Origin of the sequence: uncultured Chitinophaga sp., assembly GCF_937874145.1 — a bacterium.
Lineage (GTDB): Bacteria > Bacteroidota > Bacteroidia > Chitinophagales > Chitinophagaceae > Chitinophaga.
The window spans coordinates 1-15,652 of the sequence record NZ_CALNBI010000227.1; the positions used below are offsets into that span (position 1 = coordinate 1).

Annotated in this window: 11 protein-coding genes; 9 read left to right on the top strand and 2 right to left on the bottom strand. The window is 53.8% G+C overall.

The genetic code is table 11. The annotated features are described in order from the left end of the window. Positions 1 to 2,099 (top strand): TonB-dependent receptor (locus Q0510_RS10910; protein WP_298711139.1); only part of this gene is annotated, 2,099 nt, incomplete at its 5' end. A 6-nt stretch (positions 2,100 to 2,105) separates the two neighbouring features. Here the strand turns inward: Q0510_RS10910 and Q0510_RS10915 are convergent. Both Q0510_RS10915 and purN read right to left on the bottom strand, forming a co-directional pair. Next, on the bottom strand, positions 2,106 to 2,762 hold the full coding sequence (locus Q0510_RS10915; RefSeq protein ID WP_298711140.1) for a hypothetical protein: 657 nt from the start codon (positions 2,760 to 2,762) through the stop codon (positions 2,106 to 2,108). A gap of 55 nt (positions 2,763 to 2,817) precedes the next feature. Next, complete coding sequence (purN, locus tag Q0510_RS10920; RefSeq protein ID WP_298711143.1) at positions 2,818 to 3,381, bottom strand: phosphoribosylglycinamide formyltransferase; 564 nt, start codon at positions 3,379 to 3,381, stop codon at positions 2,818 to 2,820. A 564-nt stretch (positions 3,382 to 3,945) separates the two neighbouring features. Here purN and Q0510_RS10925 point away from each other — a divergent pair. The 8 genes from Q0510_RS10925 to Q0510_RS10960 all read left to right on the top strand — a co-directional run bounded on the left by Q0510_RS10925 (position 3,946) and on the right by Q0510_RS10960 (position 15,567). Next, complete coding sequence (locus Q0510_RS10925; RefSeq protein ID WP_298711146.1) at positions 3,946 to 5,184, top strand: c-type cytochrome; 1,239 nt, start codon at positions 3,946 to 3,948, stop codon at positions 5,182 to 5,184. Positions 5,185 to 5,247: 63 nt separating this feature from the next. Next, on the top strand, positions 5,248 to 8,373 hold the full coding sequence (locus Q0510_RS10930) for a TAT-variant-translocated molybdopterin oxidoreductase (RefSeq protein ID WP_298711149.1): 3,126 nt from the start codon (positions 5,248 to 5,250) through the stop codon (positions 8,371 to 8,373). Positions 8,374 to 8,494: 121 nt separating this feature from the next. Then, entirely contained in the window at positions 8,495 to 9,931 is a 1,437-nt protein-coding gene (nrfD, locus tag Q0510_RS10935) for an NrfD/PsrC family molybdoenzyme membrane anchor subunit (protein ID WP_298711151.1), read from the top strand. 41 nt (positions 9,932 to 9,972) lie between these two features. After that, a complete protein-coding gene (locus Q0510_RS10940; RefSeq protein WP_298711154.1) occupies positions 9,973 to 10,542 on the top strand; it encodes a DUF3341 domain-containing protein in 570 nt (189 codons plus the stop codon). A gap of 222 nt (positions 10,543 to 10,764) precedes the next feature. Next, positions 10,765 to 11,277, top strand: coding sequence for a c-type cytochrome (locus tag Q0510_RS10945; protein ID WP_298711157.1), 513 nt, complete (start codon positions 10,765 to 10,767; stop codon positions 11,275 to 11,277). A gap of 46 nt (positions 11,278 to 11,323) precedes the next feature. Continuing rightward, positions 11,324 to 12,523: a quinol:cytochrome C oxidoreductase gene (locus Q0510_RS10950; protein ID WP_298711160.1), complete on the top strand. Its 1,200-nt coding sequence runs from the start codon at positions 11,324 to 11,326 to the stop codon at positions 12,521 to 12,523. Between the two features lie 65 nt (positions 12,524 to 12,588). Then, the gene (locus Q0510_RS10955; RefSeq protein ID WP_298711162.1) at positions 12,589 to 13,632 is read left to right on the top strand and encodes a cytochrome c oxidase subunit II; all 1,044 of its coding nucleotides are present in this window, start codon (positions 12,589 to 12,591) and stop codon (positions 13,630 to 13,632) included. 96 nt (positions 13,633 to 13,728) lie between these two features. After that, positions 13,729 to 15,567 carry a cbb3-type cytochrome c oxidase subunit I gene (locus Q0510_RS10960; RefSeq protein WP_298711164.1) on the top strand — a complete coding sequence of 613 codons (1,839 nt, stop codon included), beginning with the start codon at positions 13,729 to 13,731 and terminating at the stop codon, positions 15,565 to 15,567. Positions 15,568 to 15,652 lie beyond the last annotated feature (85 nt).

A 15,652-nucleotide genomic window follows, 5' to 3' on the forward strand; every position in this document is an offset into this window, starting at 1 on the left:
TGGTGACCGATGAGACCGGTCAGTTCATCATCCCCAACATACCCGCCGGCAAACACGAACTGCAGGTGAGTGCGGTCGGTTACATGACCACGACCCAAAACGTTGTCATTAAATCCTCCGGCACTACCAATGTATTGGTCAGGCTGGAGCCCTCCGCTTCCAATCTCGGGGAAGTGGTGGTGAGCGGCACCCTGCGGCCGGTAACCAAAATGGAAAGCCCGGTGCCCGTGGAAGTCTATTCCCCCGTCTTCTTCCGCAAGAACCCCACGCCCAGCATATTCGACGCGCTGCAGAACGTGAACGGCGTGCGCCCGCAGCTGAACTGCAACGTCTGCAACACGGGCGACATCCATATCAACGGGCTGGAAGGCCCGTATACAATGGTGATGATCGACGGGATGCCGATCGTCAGCGCCTTGTCCACCGTGTATGGCCTTTCCGGTATTCCGAATTCGCTGGTGGAGCGGGTGGAAGTGGTGAAAGGACCGGCATCCACCTTGTACGGCTCCGAAGCCGTGGCGGGCCTCATCAATATTATCACCAAATCACCCACCACCGCGCCGGTTTTTTCGGCGGACGTGATGGCGACCACCTGGCAGGAATACAATGCGGACCTGGGCTGGCGCTTCAAGGCGGGGACCCGGGCGCAGTCGCTGCTGGGCGTGAATTACTATAATTACCAGGATCCGGCGGACCATAACGGCGACGGTTTTACCGACGTGACGCAGCAGCACCGGATCAGCGTATTCAATAAATGGTCTTTCAACCGGAAGAACGACCGCGTAGCTTCGCTGGCGGCGAGGTATTTCTATGAAGACCGCTGGGGCGGGCAAACGCAGTGGGATAAGCAGTTCCGCGGAACGGACAGTGTTTACGGCGAGAGCATTTACACCAGCCGCGTGGAGGTGCTCGGGCAGTACCAGCTGCCGACGCGGCCCCACCTGATGCTGCAGGGATCCTTTAACTACCACAACCAGAATTCGGTGTACGGCACTACCTGGTTCCTCGCGAAGCAGTCGATCGCCTTTGCCCAGCTGACTTTTGACAAGGAAATCGGGAAGCACACGCTGCTGGCGGGCTTGCCGTTCCGGTACACATTTTACGACGACAATACGGTAGTAACGGCCGATAAGGACGTGAACAAGCCGCAGCGGACCTTTTTGCCGGGGATTTTCGTGCAGGACGAGATCAAGCTGGCCACGGCGCACAACCTGTTGCTGGGGATGCGGTACGATTACAACTCGCTGCACGGCAATATCGTTACGCCGCGGCTGGCCTATAAATGGTCGCCCAACTATAAGAACGTGCTGCGGCTGAATGCGGGTACGGGGTACAGGGTGGTGTCGATATTCACGGAAGACCATGCGGCGTTGAGCGGGGCGCGGGAAGTGGTGATAGAATCGGAGCTGAAGCCCGAGCGCAGCTGGAACGTCAATCTGAACTATACGAAGAAGATACCGTTGGGAAGCGCCTTTCTGGGTTTGGATGCGACAGCCTTCTATACGCACTTTTCAAACCGCATCATGCCGGATTATTCGCGGCCTGATTCCATTTTGTACGATAACCTGGATGGGTACGCGGTGTCGGAGGGTTTCAGTTTGAATGCCGATGTGGCGTTTGCCTTTCCGCTGAAGATCATGGCGGGGGCTACGGTGATGGAGGTGTTCCAGAAGGAGCACGGGGTGCGGGAGCGGCCCATGCTCACGGAGCGGTTCACGGGCACCTGGTCGGTAAGTTATGCTTTCCGCCGGGCGGGGCTTACGGTGGATTATACCGGTAATATATATGGACCCATGTTGTTGCCGGTGCAGCCGAACGACCCCCGGCCGGATAAATCGCCGGTATGGAGTATCCAGAACGTGCAGCTGACGAAGAAGCTGGGGAAGGAATGGGAAATATATGGCGGCGTGAAGAATTTATTGAATTTCCTGCCGCCGAAGAACAGCATTGCGCATGCGCATGACCCGTTCGACAAGCGGCCGGGTTTCAATGCCGATGGTTCGGTGGATCCCTACAACCTGACGTTCGACCCTACTTACGTGTTTGCGCCGAACCAGGGCATCCGTGGATTCCTGGGGCTGCGGTTTACGCGGCTGTAGCCGGTTTTACAGGCTGAGGCCTACTTTGAGGCCGAGGTGGAGGCTGGGGAGGTACTTGGTGGCCTGGCCGGCATGTTGCTCGATGGCGTCTGCCGGTCCGACCCGGAAGTTGTTGGCGGTGTATGTTTTGGCGCGGAACCCGACTCCCAGGTAGGGGTCGAGGATGAACCGGCCGCGCTGCATCTGCCTGCCCAGGAGGAACTGGAGGCCATAGACGTTTTTATCTCCGGAATTTTCGTAGGTCGCGCCATTGAGCGTGACCTTTTCATTTGGGTAGAAGATTTTTTTGAAGAAGAGGACCGGTTCGAAATAGGTGCCGGCGGCGCGGATGGCGGTGTTCTGGCGGACGAGGTACCATTTGAGGCCTGCCCTTACGCCGATGCCGCGGCCTTCCACGAACTGTTCGGTGGAGATGCCGGGGTTTTCTTTGCCGATGTTGATTCTTTTGAAGAATACGTAATCGGGGTAATCGGTGTAGATGCCGGTGATGCCGATTTCGAGGCTGAGGGCTTCGGAGAGGTCCTGTTCGAGGTAGAGGTCCAGCTCGTTGATGATGGTGGTCGGATTGACTTTGATGTAGGTTTTTTTGCGGAAGGGTTCTTCCTGCGCGAGGGCGGAATGTGCTGCTGTTGCGAGGAGAAGAATGGTAAAGATTCTTTTCATACGTCTTGCCGGGTTAGGTGTGGGGGCGGCGGGTGTAGGTGCCCGCCTGCCGGAATCAGGTCAATAATCGTTCCACAATAACGGGGAACCATTGGTGTTCGAGGGCCTGCACCTTTTTTGCGAGGGTGTCGGGCGTATCGTCGGGCGTGATGGCGCATTTTTCCTGGAGGATGGTGGCGCCGTCGTCGTATTTTTCGTTGACGAAGTGGATGGTGATACCGCTTTCGGGGTCTCCTGCGGCGATAACGGCTTCGTGGACGAAGTGGCCGTACATGCCTTTGCCTCCGTATTTGGGCAGGAGGGCGGGGTGGATGTTGATGATTTTGTCGGGGAATGCCTGGACGAGGTTGGCGGGAACTTTCCAGAGGAAGCCGGCGAGGACGATGAGGTCGATGCGGAGGTCCTTCATCAGTTTAACATAATTATCTGCCCTGAAGAAGGTTTCTTTGTCTATAATATAGGAGGGTATGTTTTCGTCGGCGGCGATTTTGAGGACGCCGGCGTCTGGTTTGTTGGAAACGATGGCGGCCACCTGGATGGCGGGGTTGCCTTTGAGGTGATCGATGATCTTTTTGGCGTTTGAGCCGGCGCCTGAGGCGAAAATGGCGATGTTTTTCACGCTTGTATATAAATTAAGGTGCAAAAATAGGCAGATAACCATTTCCGGTAACGGTAAATTTCCATAATTTTAAGGATAAGCCCGGGCCATGGGGGTGAAAATGACGAGAATCACGATGTGAGAATGCGCAAAATCATGGCGATGCAACCTTCTTTATACGTATCTTGTTGTACGATGAGGTATTACTTTACCCGGTAAGGAACAAAAAAAGCGAGGCGCTATCCGATAGTCTGGTTGAAAACTCCATGCAAAAATAGTATTACAGTCAACGGCGTTTATCCTTCGTGAGGGAATATGATTTTTATCAGGAATTGCGGCGGGCGTATAGCCGGCGAGGGATGGTAAAACGGTTGAAACTAGCCACAGGTAATAATTTCAGCGGAAAGGTGTTTCGCGGATGTTATATAATAATTGCTTTCAAAACAAGGACAATTTTTTTTCGATTGTTGGTAAATTGTCAACATTCTGTCTTATTTTTGCTGGCACTTTTAAGAAACCTTAGGTCAAATCTAAACTAAATAGGCTGTGTATCGTCGTGTTTCCATTCGTTTGCGTAAGCAATTTGTGAGTGTTCTTATCCTATGCGCAGGGTTGGTTAGTTCCATCTCCGTCGCGCAGGCAGCAGATCCTGGTGCAGGTAAGACGCTATTTCAGCAGAATTGTGCTTCATGTCACAATGTGCACAAAAAACTGACAGGTCCTGCGCTGGCAGGTGTTGAAGACAGATGGGCTGATAAGGCGCTGCTTCACAAGTGGATCCGCAACTCCGCTTCCGTAATTGCCTCCGGCGACAAATATGCCGTTGATCTCTTCAACGCGTATAATAAACTGCCGATGACTGCTTTCCCTGCGCTGACTGATGCCGACATCGACAACATGCTGGCGTACATCAAGCAGGAAGAAACCAAAGCCGCGGCTCCCAAGGCTGATGCCGGCGCTGCTGCAGGCGCTGCCGCAGGTTCCAAAGATTCCGGCAACAACAGCCTGCTTTTCGGCATTATCACCCTGATCCTCGCGATCGTAGCGGTGATCCTCATGCAGATCAACAGCAACCTGAACAAGCTGGCTTCCGAGAAAGAAGGCCACGCTACCCCGGAGCCGGTTCCCTTCTACAAAAACAAAGTTTACATCGCCCTTTGCATTCTGGTGCTCTTTATCGTTGGCGGTTACTACACCATCCAGGGTGCTATCAACCTTGGCCGTCAGGATGGCTACATGCCGGAGCAACCCATCTTCTACTCCCACAAAGTGCACGCGGGCATCAATCAGATCAACTGTCTTTACTGCCACTCTTCCGCTGAAAAGAGCAAGCATGCCATGATCCCTTCGGAGAACGTGTGTATGAACTGCCACAAGGCCGTAACCGAATACACCGGTCCGGACCTGTACACGGCTGAAGGCAAGAAAGTGAACGGTACCGCTGAGATCCAGAAACTGTACGATCACGTAGGCTGGGATAAGGACGCAGGTCGTTACACCAAGCCGGGCCAGCCGATCGAATGGAAGAAAATCCACAGCCTGCCCGACCACGTTTACTTCAACCACTCCCAGCACGTGAGCGCAGGCAAGGTACAATGCCAGACCTGCCACGGCGATATCCAGGACATGGATGAGGTAAAACAGTTCGCCGACCTGTCTATGGGCTGGTGCGTAAACTGCCACCGTACCACGAAAGTGCAGTTTGCCGAGAACAACTACTACAGCATCTTCGAAAAGCTGCATAACGACGTGAAAGAAGGCAAAGTAGACAGCGTGACTGTAGAAATGCTGGGCGGCACCGAGTGTCAGAAATGCCACTACTAATCAACAGGTCAGACAAACAGATCAGACAAATTTTTCAAATCGTAACGCGATATAAATAATCACATGGAGCAAAAAAAGTATTGGAAAGGCTTGGAGGAGTTGCACAATACCACTTCGCATCAGGAGACTGTGAAAAACGAATTCAGGGAAGATTTGCCCTTCGAAGAGAGTGAAAGTTTCCTGGGTGCATCCACCCCTCGCCGGGACTTCCTGAAATACCTCGGGTTCACCACAGCTGCGGCTACCATTGCGGCCAGCTGCGATATCCCGGTTAAAAAGGCTATCCCCTACGTAAACAAACCGGAAGACATTACCCCCGGTGTTCCCAACTATTATGCTTCCGCTTATACAGTAGACGGTGAGTACGTACCCCTGGTGGTGAAGACCCGTGAGGGCCGCCCCATCAAGGTAGAAGGCAACGAGATGTCGGCCATCACCAAAGGCTCGACCACTGCCCGCGTACAAGCTTCCGTTCTTTCTTTATATGACGTGGCCCGCCTCCGTTTCCCCGGTATCAACAACAAGAACAAGGAAACCGAACTGGCCAAGCGCATCCAGGAGCTGCAATATGCCGAGCTGGACAAGCAGATCGCCGCCGCTATTTCCGGCAAATCCGTGGCACTGCTCACCTCGACCATCATCAGCCCCTCCACCAGGAAACTGATCGGCGAATTCCTGGCGAAATATCCTGGCAGCCGTCACGTTACATACGATGCCGTTTCCTATTCCGGTATGCTCCTCGCCAACGAGGCTTCCTACGGTAAACGCGCCATCCCTTCTTACCATTTCGAAAATGCTAAAGTAGTGGTGAGCCTCGGCGCCGACTTCCTCGGTACCTGGCTGAACCCTTCCGAGTTCTCCGTTCAGTACGGCGAAGGTCGCAAGATCAATGCGAAGAACCCGGAAATGAGCAAGCATATCCATTTCGAAAGCATGATGAGCCTCACCGGTGCCAATGCCGATGAGCGCTTCACCCACCGCCCCTCTGAAGCTGGTGTGGTTGCCCAGGCCCTGCTGGCCGCCCTCGGCGGTGCGGTATCCGCCCCGGCAATTGCCAACACCCGTCTGAAAGAAGGCATCGCGAAAGCCGCCAAAGCCATCCAGGCCAACCCCGGCAAATCGCTGGTGGTATCCGGCTCCAACGATGTGAACGTACAGATCCTGGTAAACGCCATCAACAACCTGGCGGGCTCCAACGGTACTACCATCGACTGGGCTTCCACCGTTAACTACAAGCAAGGTATCGACGCCGATATGCAGCAGCTGGTATCCGATCTGAACGCAGGTTCCATCGGCGCCCTGATCGTTTACGGCGTGAACCCCGCATATGATTACTTCGACGCAGAGAAATTCAAAGCCGGTGTAGCGAAAGCTGGCGTATCGATCTCCTTCAACGACCGTTACGACGAAACCACCGAGCTCTGCAAATACATCCTGCCCGACCATCACTACCTCGAAAGCTGGGGTGATGCTGAACCGAAGAGCGGTTACTACGGCTTTATCCAGCCCACCATCGCTCCCCTGTTCAAAACCCGCGCCTTCCAGGACGCCCTGCTGACCTGGAGCGGCAACACCACCGCCTGGGTAGACTACCTGAAGAATGAGTGGATCACGCGCCTGGGTTCCCAGGGTGCATGGGACAAAGCCCTTCAGGATGGTATCGTTGAGCCCGCTGCAGCCCCCGCTATCGGTGGTGCATCTTTCGCGGCCGACATTGCTGCCGCTGCTGCGAAGATCGGCGCTCCCAAAGCTTCCGGCCTGGAACTGGTAGTATACGAGAAAGTGGCTATCGGTAACGGTAAGGAAGCCAACAACCCCTGGCTCCAGGAAATGCCCGACCCGATCACGCGCTCTACGTGGGACAACTACGCCTGCGTATCCAACAAGCTCGCTAAGACTTTCAATATGGAACTGGGCGACGATTACGAAATCAACGCCGAGAAAAAAGTACTGAAAATCACCGCCAAAGGCAAAACCGTTGAACTGCCCCTGCTGATCGTGCCTGGTATCCAGGAAGATACGATCGCCATTGCAGTAGGTTATGGCCGCGGCAAGAAAGAATTCATCGGTAAGGCTGCCGGCGAAATCGGTGCGAACGCTTATCCGTTCGTATCCTTCAACGGCCAGACTTTCGACTACTTCGTACCTGAAGCGAAAGCAGAAGCCACCGGCGCCAAATACGCCGTAGGTCTGACCCAGACGCACAACAGCTACGAAGGCCGTCCGATCATCAAGGAAACCACCCTCGAAGAGTTCATCAAGAACCCGAAAGAGGTGAACCACGACCGTCAGCACCTGTACGAAGCATATACCAAGGAAGGCAACATGAGCGGCGACTTCCGTAACGACGCTACCCTCTACACGGGTGGTACGAAGTTCGAATATCCCGGCATCAAGTGGGGCATGTCCATCGACCTGAACTCCTGCTTCGGTTGCGGCGCCTGCGTAGTGGCTTGTACTGCTGAAAACAACGTATCCGTTGTGGGTAAGGAACAAGTGGTACTGGCGCACGAAATGCACTGGCTGCGTATCGACCGCTACTTCGCCGGCGACGAGAACAACCCTGAAGTGGTGTTCCAGCCGATGCTTTGCCAGCACTGCGATAACGCGCCCTGCGAAAACGTTTGCCCGGTAGCTGCTACCAACCACTCTTCCGAAGGTATCAACCAGATGGCGTACAACCGTTGCATCGGTACCCGTTACTGCGCCAACAACTGTCCGTATAAAGTTCGTCGCTTCAACTGGAGAGACTGGAACGGTGCCGACAGCTTTGAAGGCAACCTGCACGACACGGCCGACATGAACGACGCGCTGACCCGTATGGTGCTCAACCCGGATGTTGTTGTTCGTTCCCGCGGTACCATGGAGAAATGCTCCTTCTGCGTTCAGCGCCTGCAGGATGCGAAACTCCACGCGAAGAAAGAAGGCCGTCCGCTGCGTGACGGGGAAGCCAAAACGGCTTGCCAGCAGGCATGCTCTACCGGCGCTATCGTATTCGGTAACGTGAATGACAAGGACAGCCGCATCTCCAAGGTTCGTAACGAAGAGCAGACCGACCGCCTGTACTACGTACTCGAAGAAACGCACGTACTGCCCTCCATCAACTACCTGGCGAAAATCCGTAACAAGGATGCAGCCCCGGTAGCGGCAGGCCACGGTGCTAAAGCTGAAGAGAAAGCTCATCACTAATGATAGCGTTCCTGCCCGAAAGGGGATGGGACAAGAAGAATAGAACTAGTTAAGAATCTGTTTTAAGTTTTGAAACATCATAGCCCCGGAGCAATCCGGGGCGAGCAAAGCTCGAAATACTATGCATTTGAAGTACGAATCCACACTGAGAGAACCTTTAGTAGATGGGGTTAAGGATTATCACCAGGTAACGGAGGACATTATCAGTCCTATTGAAGCGAAGCCTGGTAAACTGTGGTACATAGGGTTATTCATCTCCATTCTACTGCTGCTGTTCGGTGTATTCTCCGTTTTCTGGGAGGTATACTTCGGTACAGGTGTGTGGAACCTGAACAAAACCATCGGTTGGGGTTGGGACATCACCAACTTCGTATGGTGGGTAGGTATCGGCCACGCCGGTACCCTGATCTCCGCCATTCTTCTCCTGTTCCGCCAGGGCTGGCGTACAGGTGTAAACCGTGCGGCGGAAGCGATGACCATCTTTGCGGTAATGTGCGCGGGCCAGTTCCCGATCTGGCACATGGGCCGTGTATGGATGGCTTTCTTCGTACTTCCTTATCCGAACACCCGTGGCCCGTTGTGGGTAAACTTTAACTCTCCCCTGCTCTGGGACGTGTTCGCGATCTCCACTTACTTTACTGTATCACTGCTGTTCTGGTACTCCGGTCTGCTCCCCGACTTCGCAACGGTTCGTGACCGCGCCAAAACCAAGCTCCGCAAAATGCTGTATGGTGTGGCATCCTTCGGCTGGACCGGTTCCACCAAGCACTGGCAGCGCCACGAGTCGCTCTCCCTGGTTCTCGCCGGTCTGAGCACCCCGCTGGTACTTTCAGTACACACGATCGTATCTTTCGACTTTGCTACCTCCGTAATCCCCGGCTGGCACACCACGATCTTCCCGCCCTACTTCGTAGCGGGTGCGATCTTCTCCGGCTTCGCGATGGTACAAACACTGCTGATCATCACCCGTAAAATACTCGGCCTTGAAGATTACATCACCCTGGGCCACATCGAGGCTATGAACAAGGTGATCGTACTGACCGGTTCTATCGTGGGCGTTGCCTACCTGACCGAGCTCTTCATGGCATGGTACTCCGGCGTTCAATACGAATTCGACACCTTCTACAAGTTCCGCGCTGCGGGCCCGCTCGGCTGGTCTTACTGGATCATGATGACCTGTAACGTAATCTCCCCGCAGGTGTTCTGGTTCCGTAAGATGAGAAGGAACATCATGGTAACGTTCATCATGTCCATCATCGTGAACATCGGTATGTGGTTCGAGCGTTTCGTGATCATCTGTACTTCGCTGTACCGCGACTACCTGCCGTCCAGCTGGAGCTACTACCGTCCGTCCTGGCCTGAAGTTGGTTTCTACCTGGGTACGTTCGGCCTGTTTTTCACCTGTTACTTCCTGTTTGCGAAATACTTCCCGGTAATTGCTGTTGCGGAGATCAAATCGATCCTGAAAACTTCGGGCAAGAACTTCAAAGACAAAATGGACGTGTACGAAGAACAGAGTGTTGAGAAATTTGCGCACGATAACACGGCGCACCACTAAGAATTGAATCAAGATTAACGGAATACAGAATAATTATCCATATGGCTGTTAAGAAATTTGTAGTAGGCAGTTTTGATGATGAGGCGGTGTTGTTTCCGGCGGTAAAGAAAGTACGCCAGGCCGGTTACAAAATACATGATGTGTACACCCCGTTCCCGGTGCATGGTCTGGACCATGCGATGGGCCTGAGAGAGACGAGCCTGCACACGGCCGGCTTCATTTATGCCATCACCGGTACTACGACCGCGCTCTCTTTCATGAGCTGGGTATTTACGACCGACTGGCCGATGAACATCGGTGGTAAGCCGCACTTCCCTTTACCGGCATTCATTCCCATCACTTTCGAGTTGACGGTGCTGTTTTCGGCGGTAGGGATGGTGATGACGTTCATGTACCTGTGCCAGATGGCTCCTTTCGTGAAGAAGCACATTTTCCACCCCCGTCAGACCGATGACCTGTTTGTGATGGCAATCGAGGTGAGCGAGAAGACGAATGCGGAGGAGGTGAAAGGCTTCCTGAGCAGCGTAGGGGCGAAGGAGATCAACGAGCAGACGGCTGAGGCCGGCTGGTGGCTGGGCCGCTTCGACAGGGAAGACAAGGTTTTTGCGTAATTAATAGCTGCGCGAAGCAACATAGATAGATCAGTTATTGACATTATAAAGGAGGACGGAGCCGGAAGGTATCTGTCGGACAACTGAAAAGACAATAAATATCGGATGAAAAGGACTTCCAACATACTGATTGTAGCAGCCTTAGCAGGGGGCGCCTTTCTGGCATCCTGCGGTAACAAGGGGCCGCACCATAGAAATCCCGGCAAGATTTATGCGCCCGATATGTACGAATCCCGTGCATACGAGTTCTACAGTGCCCGCCTTGCGAGCATGAAGCCGGTGGAAGGAACGGTGAAGCGCGGAGCGATGCTGCCGTATCACCTGAAAGCGGAAGACACTGCGCAGGCGAACCTGGTGGCTAACCCCCTGGTGCTGGACAAAGCCGGTCTGGAAGAAGGGAAGCGCCTGTATGATATTTACTGCGGCGTTTGCCACGGCACCAAGCTGGACGGCAACGGTCCGCTGTACAAAGGCGGCGACGGTCCGTACCCTGCAGCTCCCCCGGCATTCCTGACCGGGAAAGTACTGGGTTACACCGAGGGCCGTATGTTCCACGTAGCTACTTTCGGGTACAACGTGATGGGCAGCTACGCCAGCCAGCTGGACATTGAGCAGCGTTGGAAAGTGGTAGGCTATATCAAGAATATGCAGAACGGCGGCAAGGCGCCTGCGGAGGCAGCACCTGCAGCGGATTCGGCAACAGCGGCGGCACCTGCGGTAGCAGCGGCTCATTAATTAGATTAAATCGCATTTCAACTTCGTATTTTAATATACAACAGTAATGAAGGACCAATTTGTAGTACCAGCAAGATTAAAAACGACCAGCTTCGTGCTTTTGGGCATTGGCTTGCTGACTTTGTTGATCGGAATTTTTGCACTCAACGGCGAACACGGGCCCACCCGATTCTGGGCAGGGCTGTTGCAGAACAGCACCTTCTTCCTGATGGTGGCGCTGGCCAGCACCTTTTTCATCTGTGTGACCACACTCGCACACGGTGGCTGGCAGATGGCGTTCCGCCGGGTGCCTGAAGCCATCTCCATGACCGTGCCTGTGCTGAGCGTGATCGTGCTGGTAGTACTGGGCTTCCTCATCTTCGGTAATAAAGGCCACATTTACCACTGGCTCCACCCCGAAGGCGACCGTATCCTGGAGTTCAAGTCTCCGTTCCTGAACGCGGGCTTCGTTTCTACCATGACCGTTATTACCCTCGCCCTCTGGAGCGTTCTGACCATTAAGTTGCGGAGAATGTCCCTGGCGGAAGATACCATGCTGCTGGACCAGGAAGGCCGTAAGGCGCTGATCTGGAAAGGTACGGTATGGTGCGGCCTCTTCGCCGTGGTATACGCGCTGAGCATGGGTTCCACCACACCGTGGATCTGGCTCATGAGCATCGACGCACACTGGTTCTCCACCATGTATAGCTGGTACACATTCGCCAGCACCTGGGTTTCCGGGCTGTCGCTCATCGCACTGTTTGTAGTTTACCTGAAGAGCAAGGGCTACCTTGAAATGGTGAACGAAGAGCACCTGCATGACCTCGGCAAATTTATGTTCGCATTCAGCGTATTCTGGACGTACCTCTGGTTCTCCCAGTACATGCTGATCTGGTACGCCAACATGCCCGAGGAAACCGTTTACTTCCAGCCGCGCGTTTGGGGCGAGTTCAGGCCTGTATTCTTCCTGAACCTCGTGATCAACTTCGTAGCGCCGCTGCTGATTCTGATGAAACGTAGTTCTAAACGTAACTATACGCTGGTAGCTTTCATGGGCGGACTGATCATCTTCGGTCACTGGCTCGACTTCTTCCAGATGGTGATGCCGGCTACCGTGAAGCACCTGCACTTCCCCTGGTTCGAACTGGGTATCGGTCTGGGCTTCGTAGGGCTGATCATTTACCTGACGGCTCAACAACTGGCGAAGGCTCCGCTGACGCCGAAGAACCATCCGTACCTGAAAGAAAGCATCGTACACCACACCTGATGCGTGGCGTAATGGTAAGACAAACAACGTTTAGCATTAGATAACTTAATTATTATTCAATAGCAATGTCAGGATATTTAGCAGTTATAGTAGTTGTTCTCATATTCGTCGTGATCTTCCAGATCGCGAAAGCAAGCGAATATGTGTCCATTCTGAAAGGTGAAAAGAAATCGCGCGAGCAGTCCAACCGTATCAACGGTTTCCTGATGATCGTATTCCTGGTGCTGGGACTGATCGGCGTTTGGTGGTGCCATGATTTGCTGAAGGACCGCATGCTGGGTGATCCCGCGTCGGACCACGGTGAGGGCGTAGACAGCCTGATCAAGGTTACCTTCATCATCACCATGATCGTATTCGTACTGACCCAGATCGGTCTGTTCGTTTTCGCCTGGAAGTACCAGGAGAAAGACGGTCGTAAAGCCTTCTATTTCCCGCACAACAACAAACTGGAGGTGATCTGGACGGTAATTCCGGCCATCGTGCTCACCATCCTCGTAGCTTTCGGTATCCGGCACTGGCTGCGCATGACGTCCGAGGCTCCCAAAGAGTCTATGGTTGTAGAAGTGATCGGCAAGCAATTCAACTGGTATGTTCGTTACCCCGGTAAAGACGGCCAGCTGGGACGCCGCAACTATAAATTGATCAATGACGCCAATAACCCGCTGGGTCAAGACTGGGCAGACGGGCTGAACCACGATGACGTTGTTGCGCCGGAGCTCCACGTAGTGGTAGGCAAACCGGTAAAACTGATCATTGGTTCCCGTGACGTGGTGCATGACGTAGGTCTGCCTCACTTCCGCCTGAAAATGGACGCGGTACCGGGTATCCCGACCACGCTGTGGTTTACGCCGACCATCACTACTGCGGAATACCGCAAGAAGACCGGTAATCCCGAGTTCGTATATGAGCTGGCTTGCGACCAGATGTGCGGTAGCGGCCACTATTCCATGAAGGCGAACATCGTCGTGGAAACACAGGCTGAGTACGACGCATGGCTGGCCAAACAGGTAACGCAATTCTCCCAGGTTGAACCTGCGAAGGAAGCGGCGCCCGCAGCACCGGCAGCACCTGCTGATTCTACCAAAGCCGTAGCGACGGTTACGAAGTAAAACATCGTAGAGCAAGAGAAATTAGGAGCGTAAAAAATTAAAGAAATAGCCGGCAAGCCTGCCCCGTTTTCCGGCTGATCATAAACAGAACTTATTATGAGTAACGAAGCAACATTGCACAGTCAGGATTTTCTCCATCACGGCCACGAAGCGGACCATGGGCATGGTAATGGCCATGACGGTCATGGTCATGACCACCATCATGAAGAGACCTTCATCTCGAAGTACATTTTCAGCATGGACCACAAGATGATCGCGAAGCAATTCCTGATCACGGGCATTATCTGGGCCATCATTGGTGCGTTCTTTTCCGTTTTGTTCCGTCTGCAGCTGGGTTACCCGGATGCCACCTTCCCCTGGCTGGAATCTATCCTGGGCCACTGGGCTGAAGGCGGCCGTATCACCGCCGAGGCATATTATGCTTTGGTGACGATGCACGGTACCATCCTCGTGTTCTTCGTATTGACTGCCGGCCTCTCGGGCACATTCTCCAACCTGCTTATTCCCCTGCAGATCGGCGCCCGCGACATGGCTTCTCCTTTCATGAACATGCTGAGCTACTGGTTCTTCTTTATCTCCAGCATTGTGATGATGTCTTCCCTGTTCGTTCAGACAGGCCCTGCTTCCGGCGGCTGGACTTCCTATCCTCCCCTGAGCGCCCTGGGCGATGCTTCTATCGGTTCTAAAATCGGTATGGACCTCTGGCTGATCAGCATGGCATTGTTCGTAGTTTCCTCCCTGCTCGGGAGCCTCAACTATATCTCCACGATCCTGAACATGCGTACCAAAGGTATGAGCATGACGAAGATGCCCCTCACTGTTTGGAGCTTCCTCTTCACTGCTATCCTGGGTGTGCTTTCGTTCCCGGTTCTGCTTTCCGGTTTCGTGCTGCTGCTGTTCGACCGCCACGGTGGTACCAGCTTCTACCTCAGCGAGCTTTTTGTTGCAGGCAAGGTGCTGCCTAACGAAGGCGGTTCCGCGATCCTCTACCAGCACTTGTTCTGGTTCCTGGGTCACCCTGAAGTATATATCATTATCCTCCCCGCGATGGGTATGGTTTCTGAAGTGCTGGCGGTGAATTCCCGCAAGCCGATCTTCGGTTACCTCGCGATGGTGGGTTCTATGTTCGCGATCACGCTGCTGGCGTTCCTGGTATGGGCGCACCACATGTTCGTGACCGGCCTGAACCCCTTCCTCGGCGCGTTCTTCGTACTGTTGACGCTGCTGATCGCGGTACCTTCGGCCATTAAAGTATTTAACTGGATCACGACGATCTGGCGCGGTAACATCCGCTTCACGCCGGCGTCCCTGTTCTCCATCGGTTTCGTGAGCACGTTCATCTCCGGTGGTCTGACAGGTATCTGGCTGGGTAACTCCGCCATCGACATCCACCTGCACGATACTTATTTCGTAATCGCGCACTTCCACATCGTAATGGGTGTATCTGCATTCTTCGGTATGTTCGCCGGTATTTACCACTGGTTCCCGAAAATGTACGGCCGTTATATGAACCAAACCATCGGCTTCATCCACTTCTGGATTACGCTGATCGGTGCTTACCTCATCTTCTGGCCGATGCACTACGAAGGTATGGCCGGTATGCCGCGTCGTTACTTCGACTACAGCAACTGGGCGTCTTTCAACCAGTTCGCTGAACTGAACACCTTCATCAGCTTTGTGGTGATCATCGTGTTCGCAACACAGCTGCTGTTTGTATTCAACTTCTTCTACAGCATCTTCAAGGGCCGCAAGCTGACCACGCCTAACCCGTGGAACGCTACCACCCTGGAATGGACCACCCCGATCAACCCCGGTCACGGCAACTGGCCTGGTGAGATCCCGGAAGTTCACCGCTGGGCTTACGATTACAGCAAAGACGGAAAAGATTTCATCCCGCAGACCGTACCGGTTTCGCCCGACGAGTCCGGCCACTAAGCTGCCGGCAGGGCAAACCCTGCCGTAACAGGATGATGGAACAGAAATAGTGTAGTTTATTATGTTGCAAGAAAATTCCATAAAG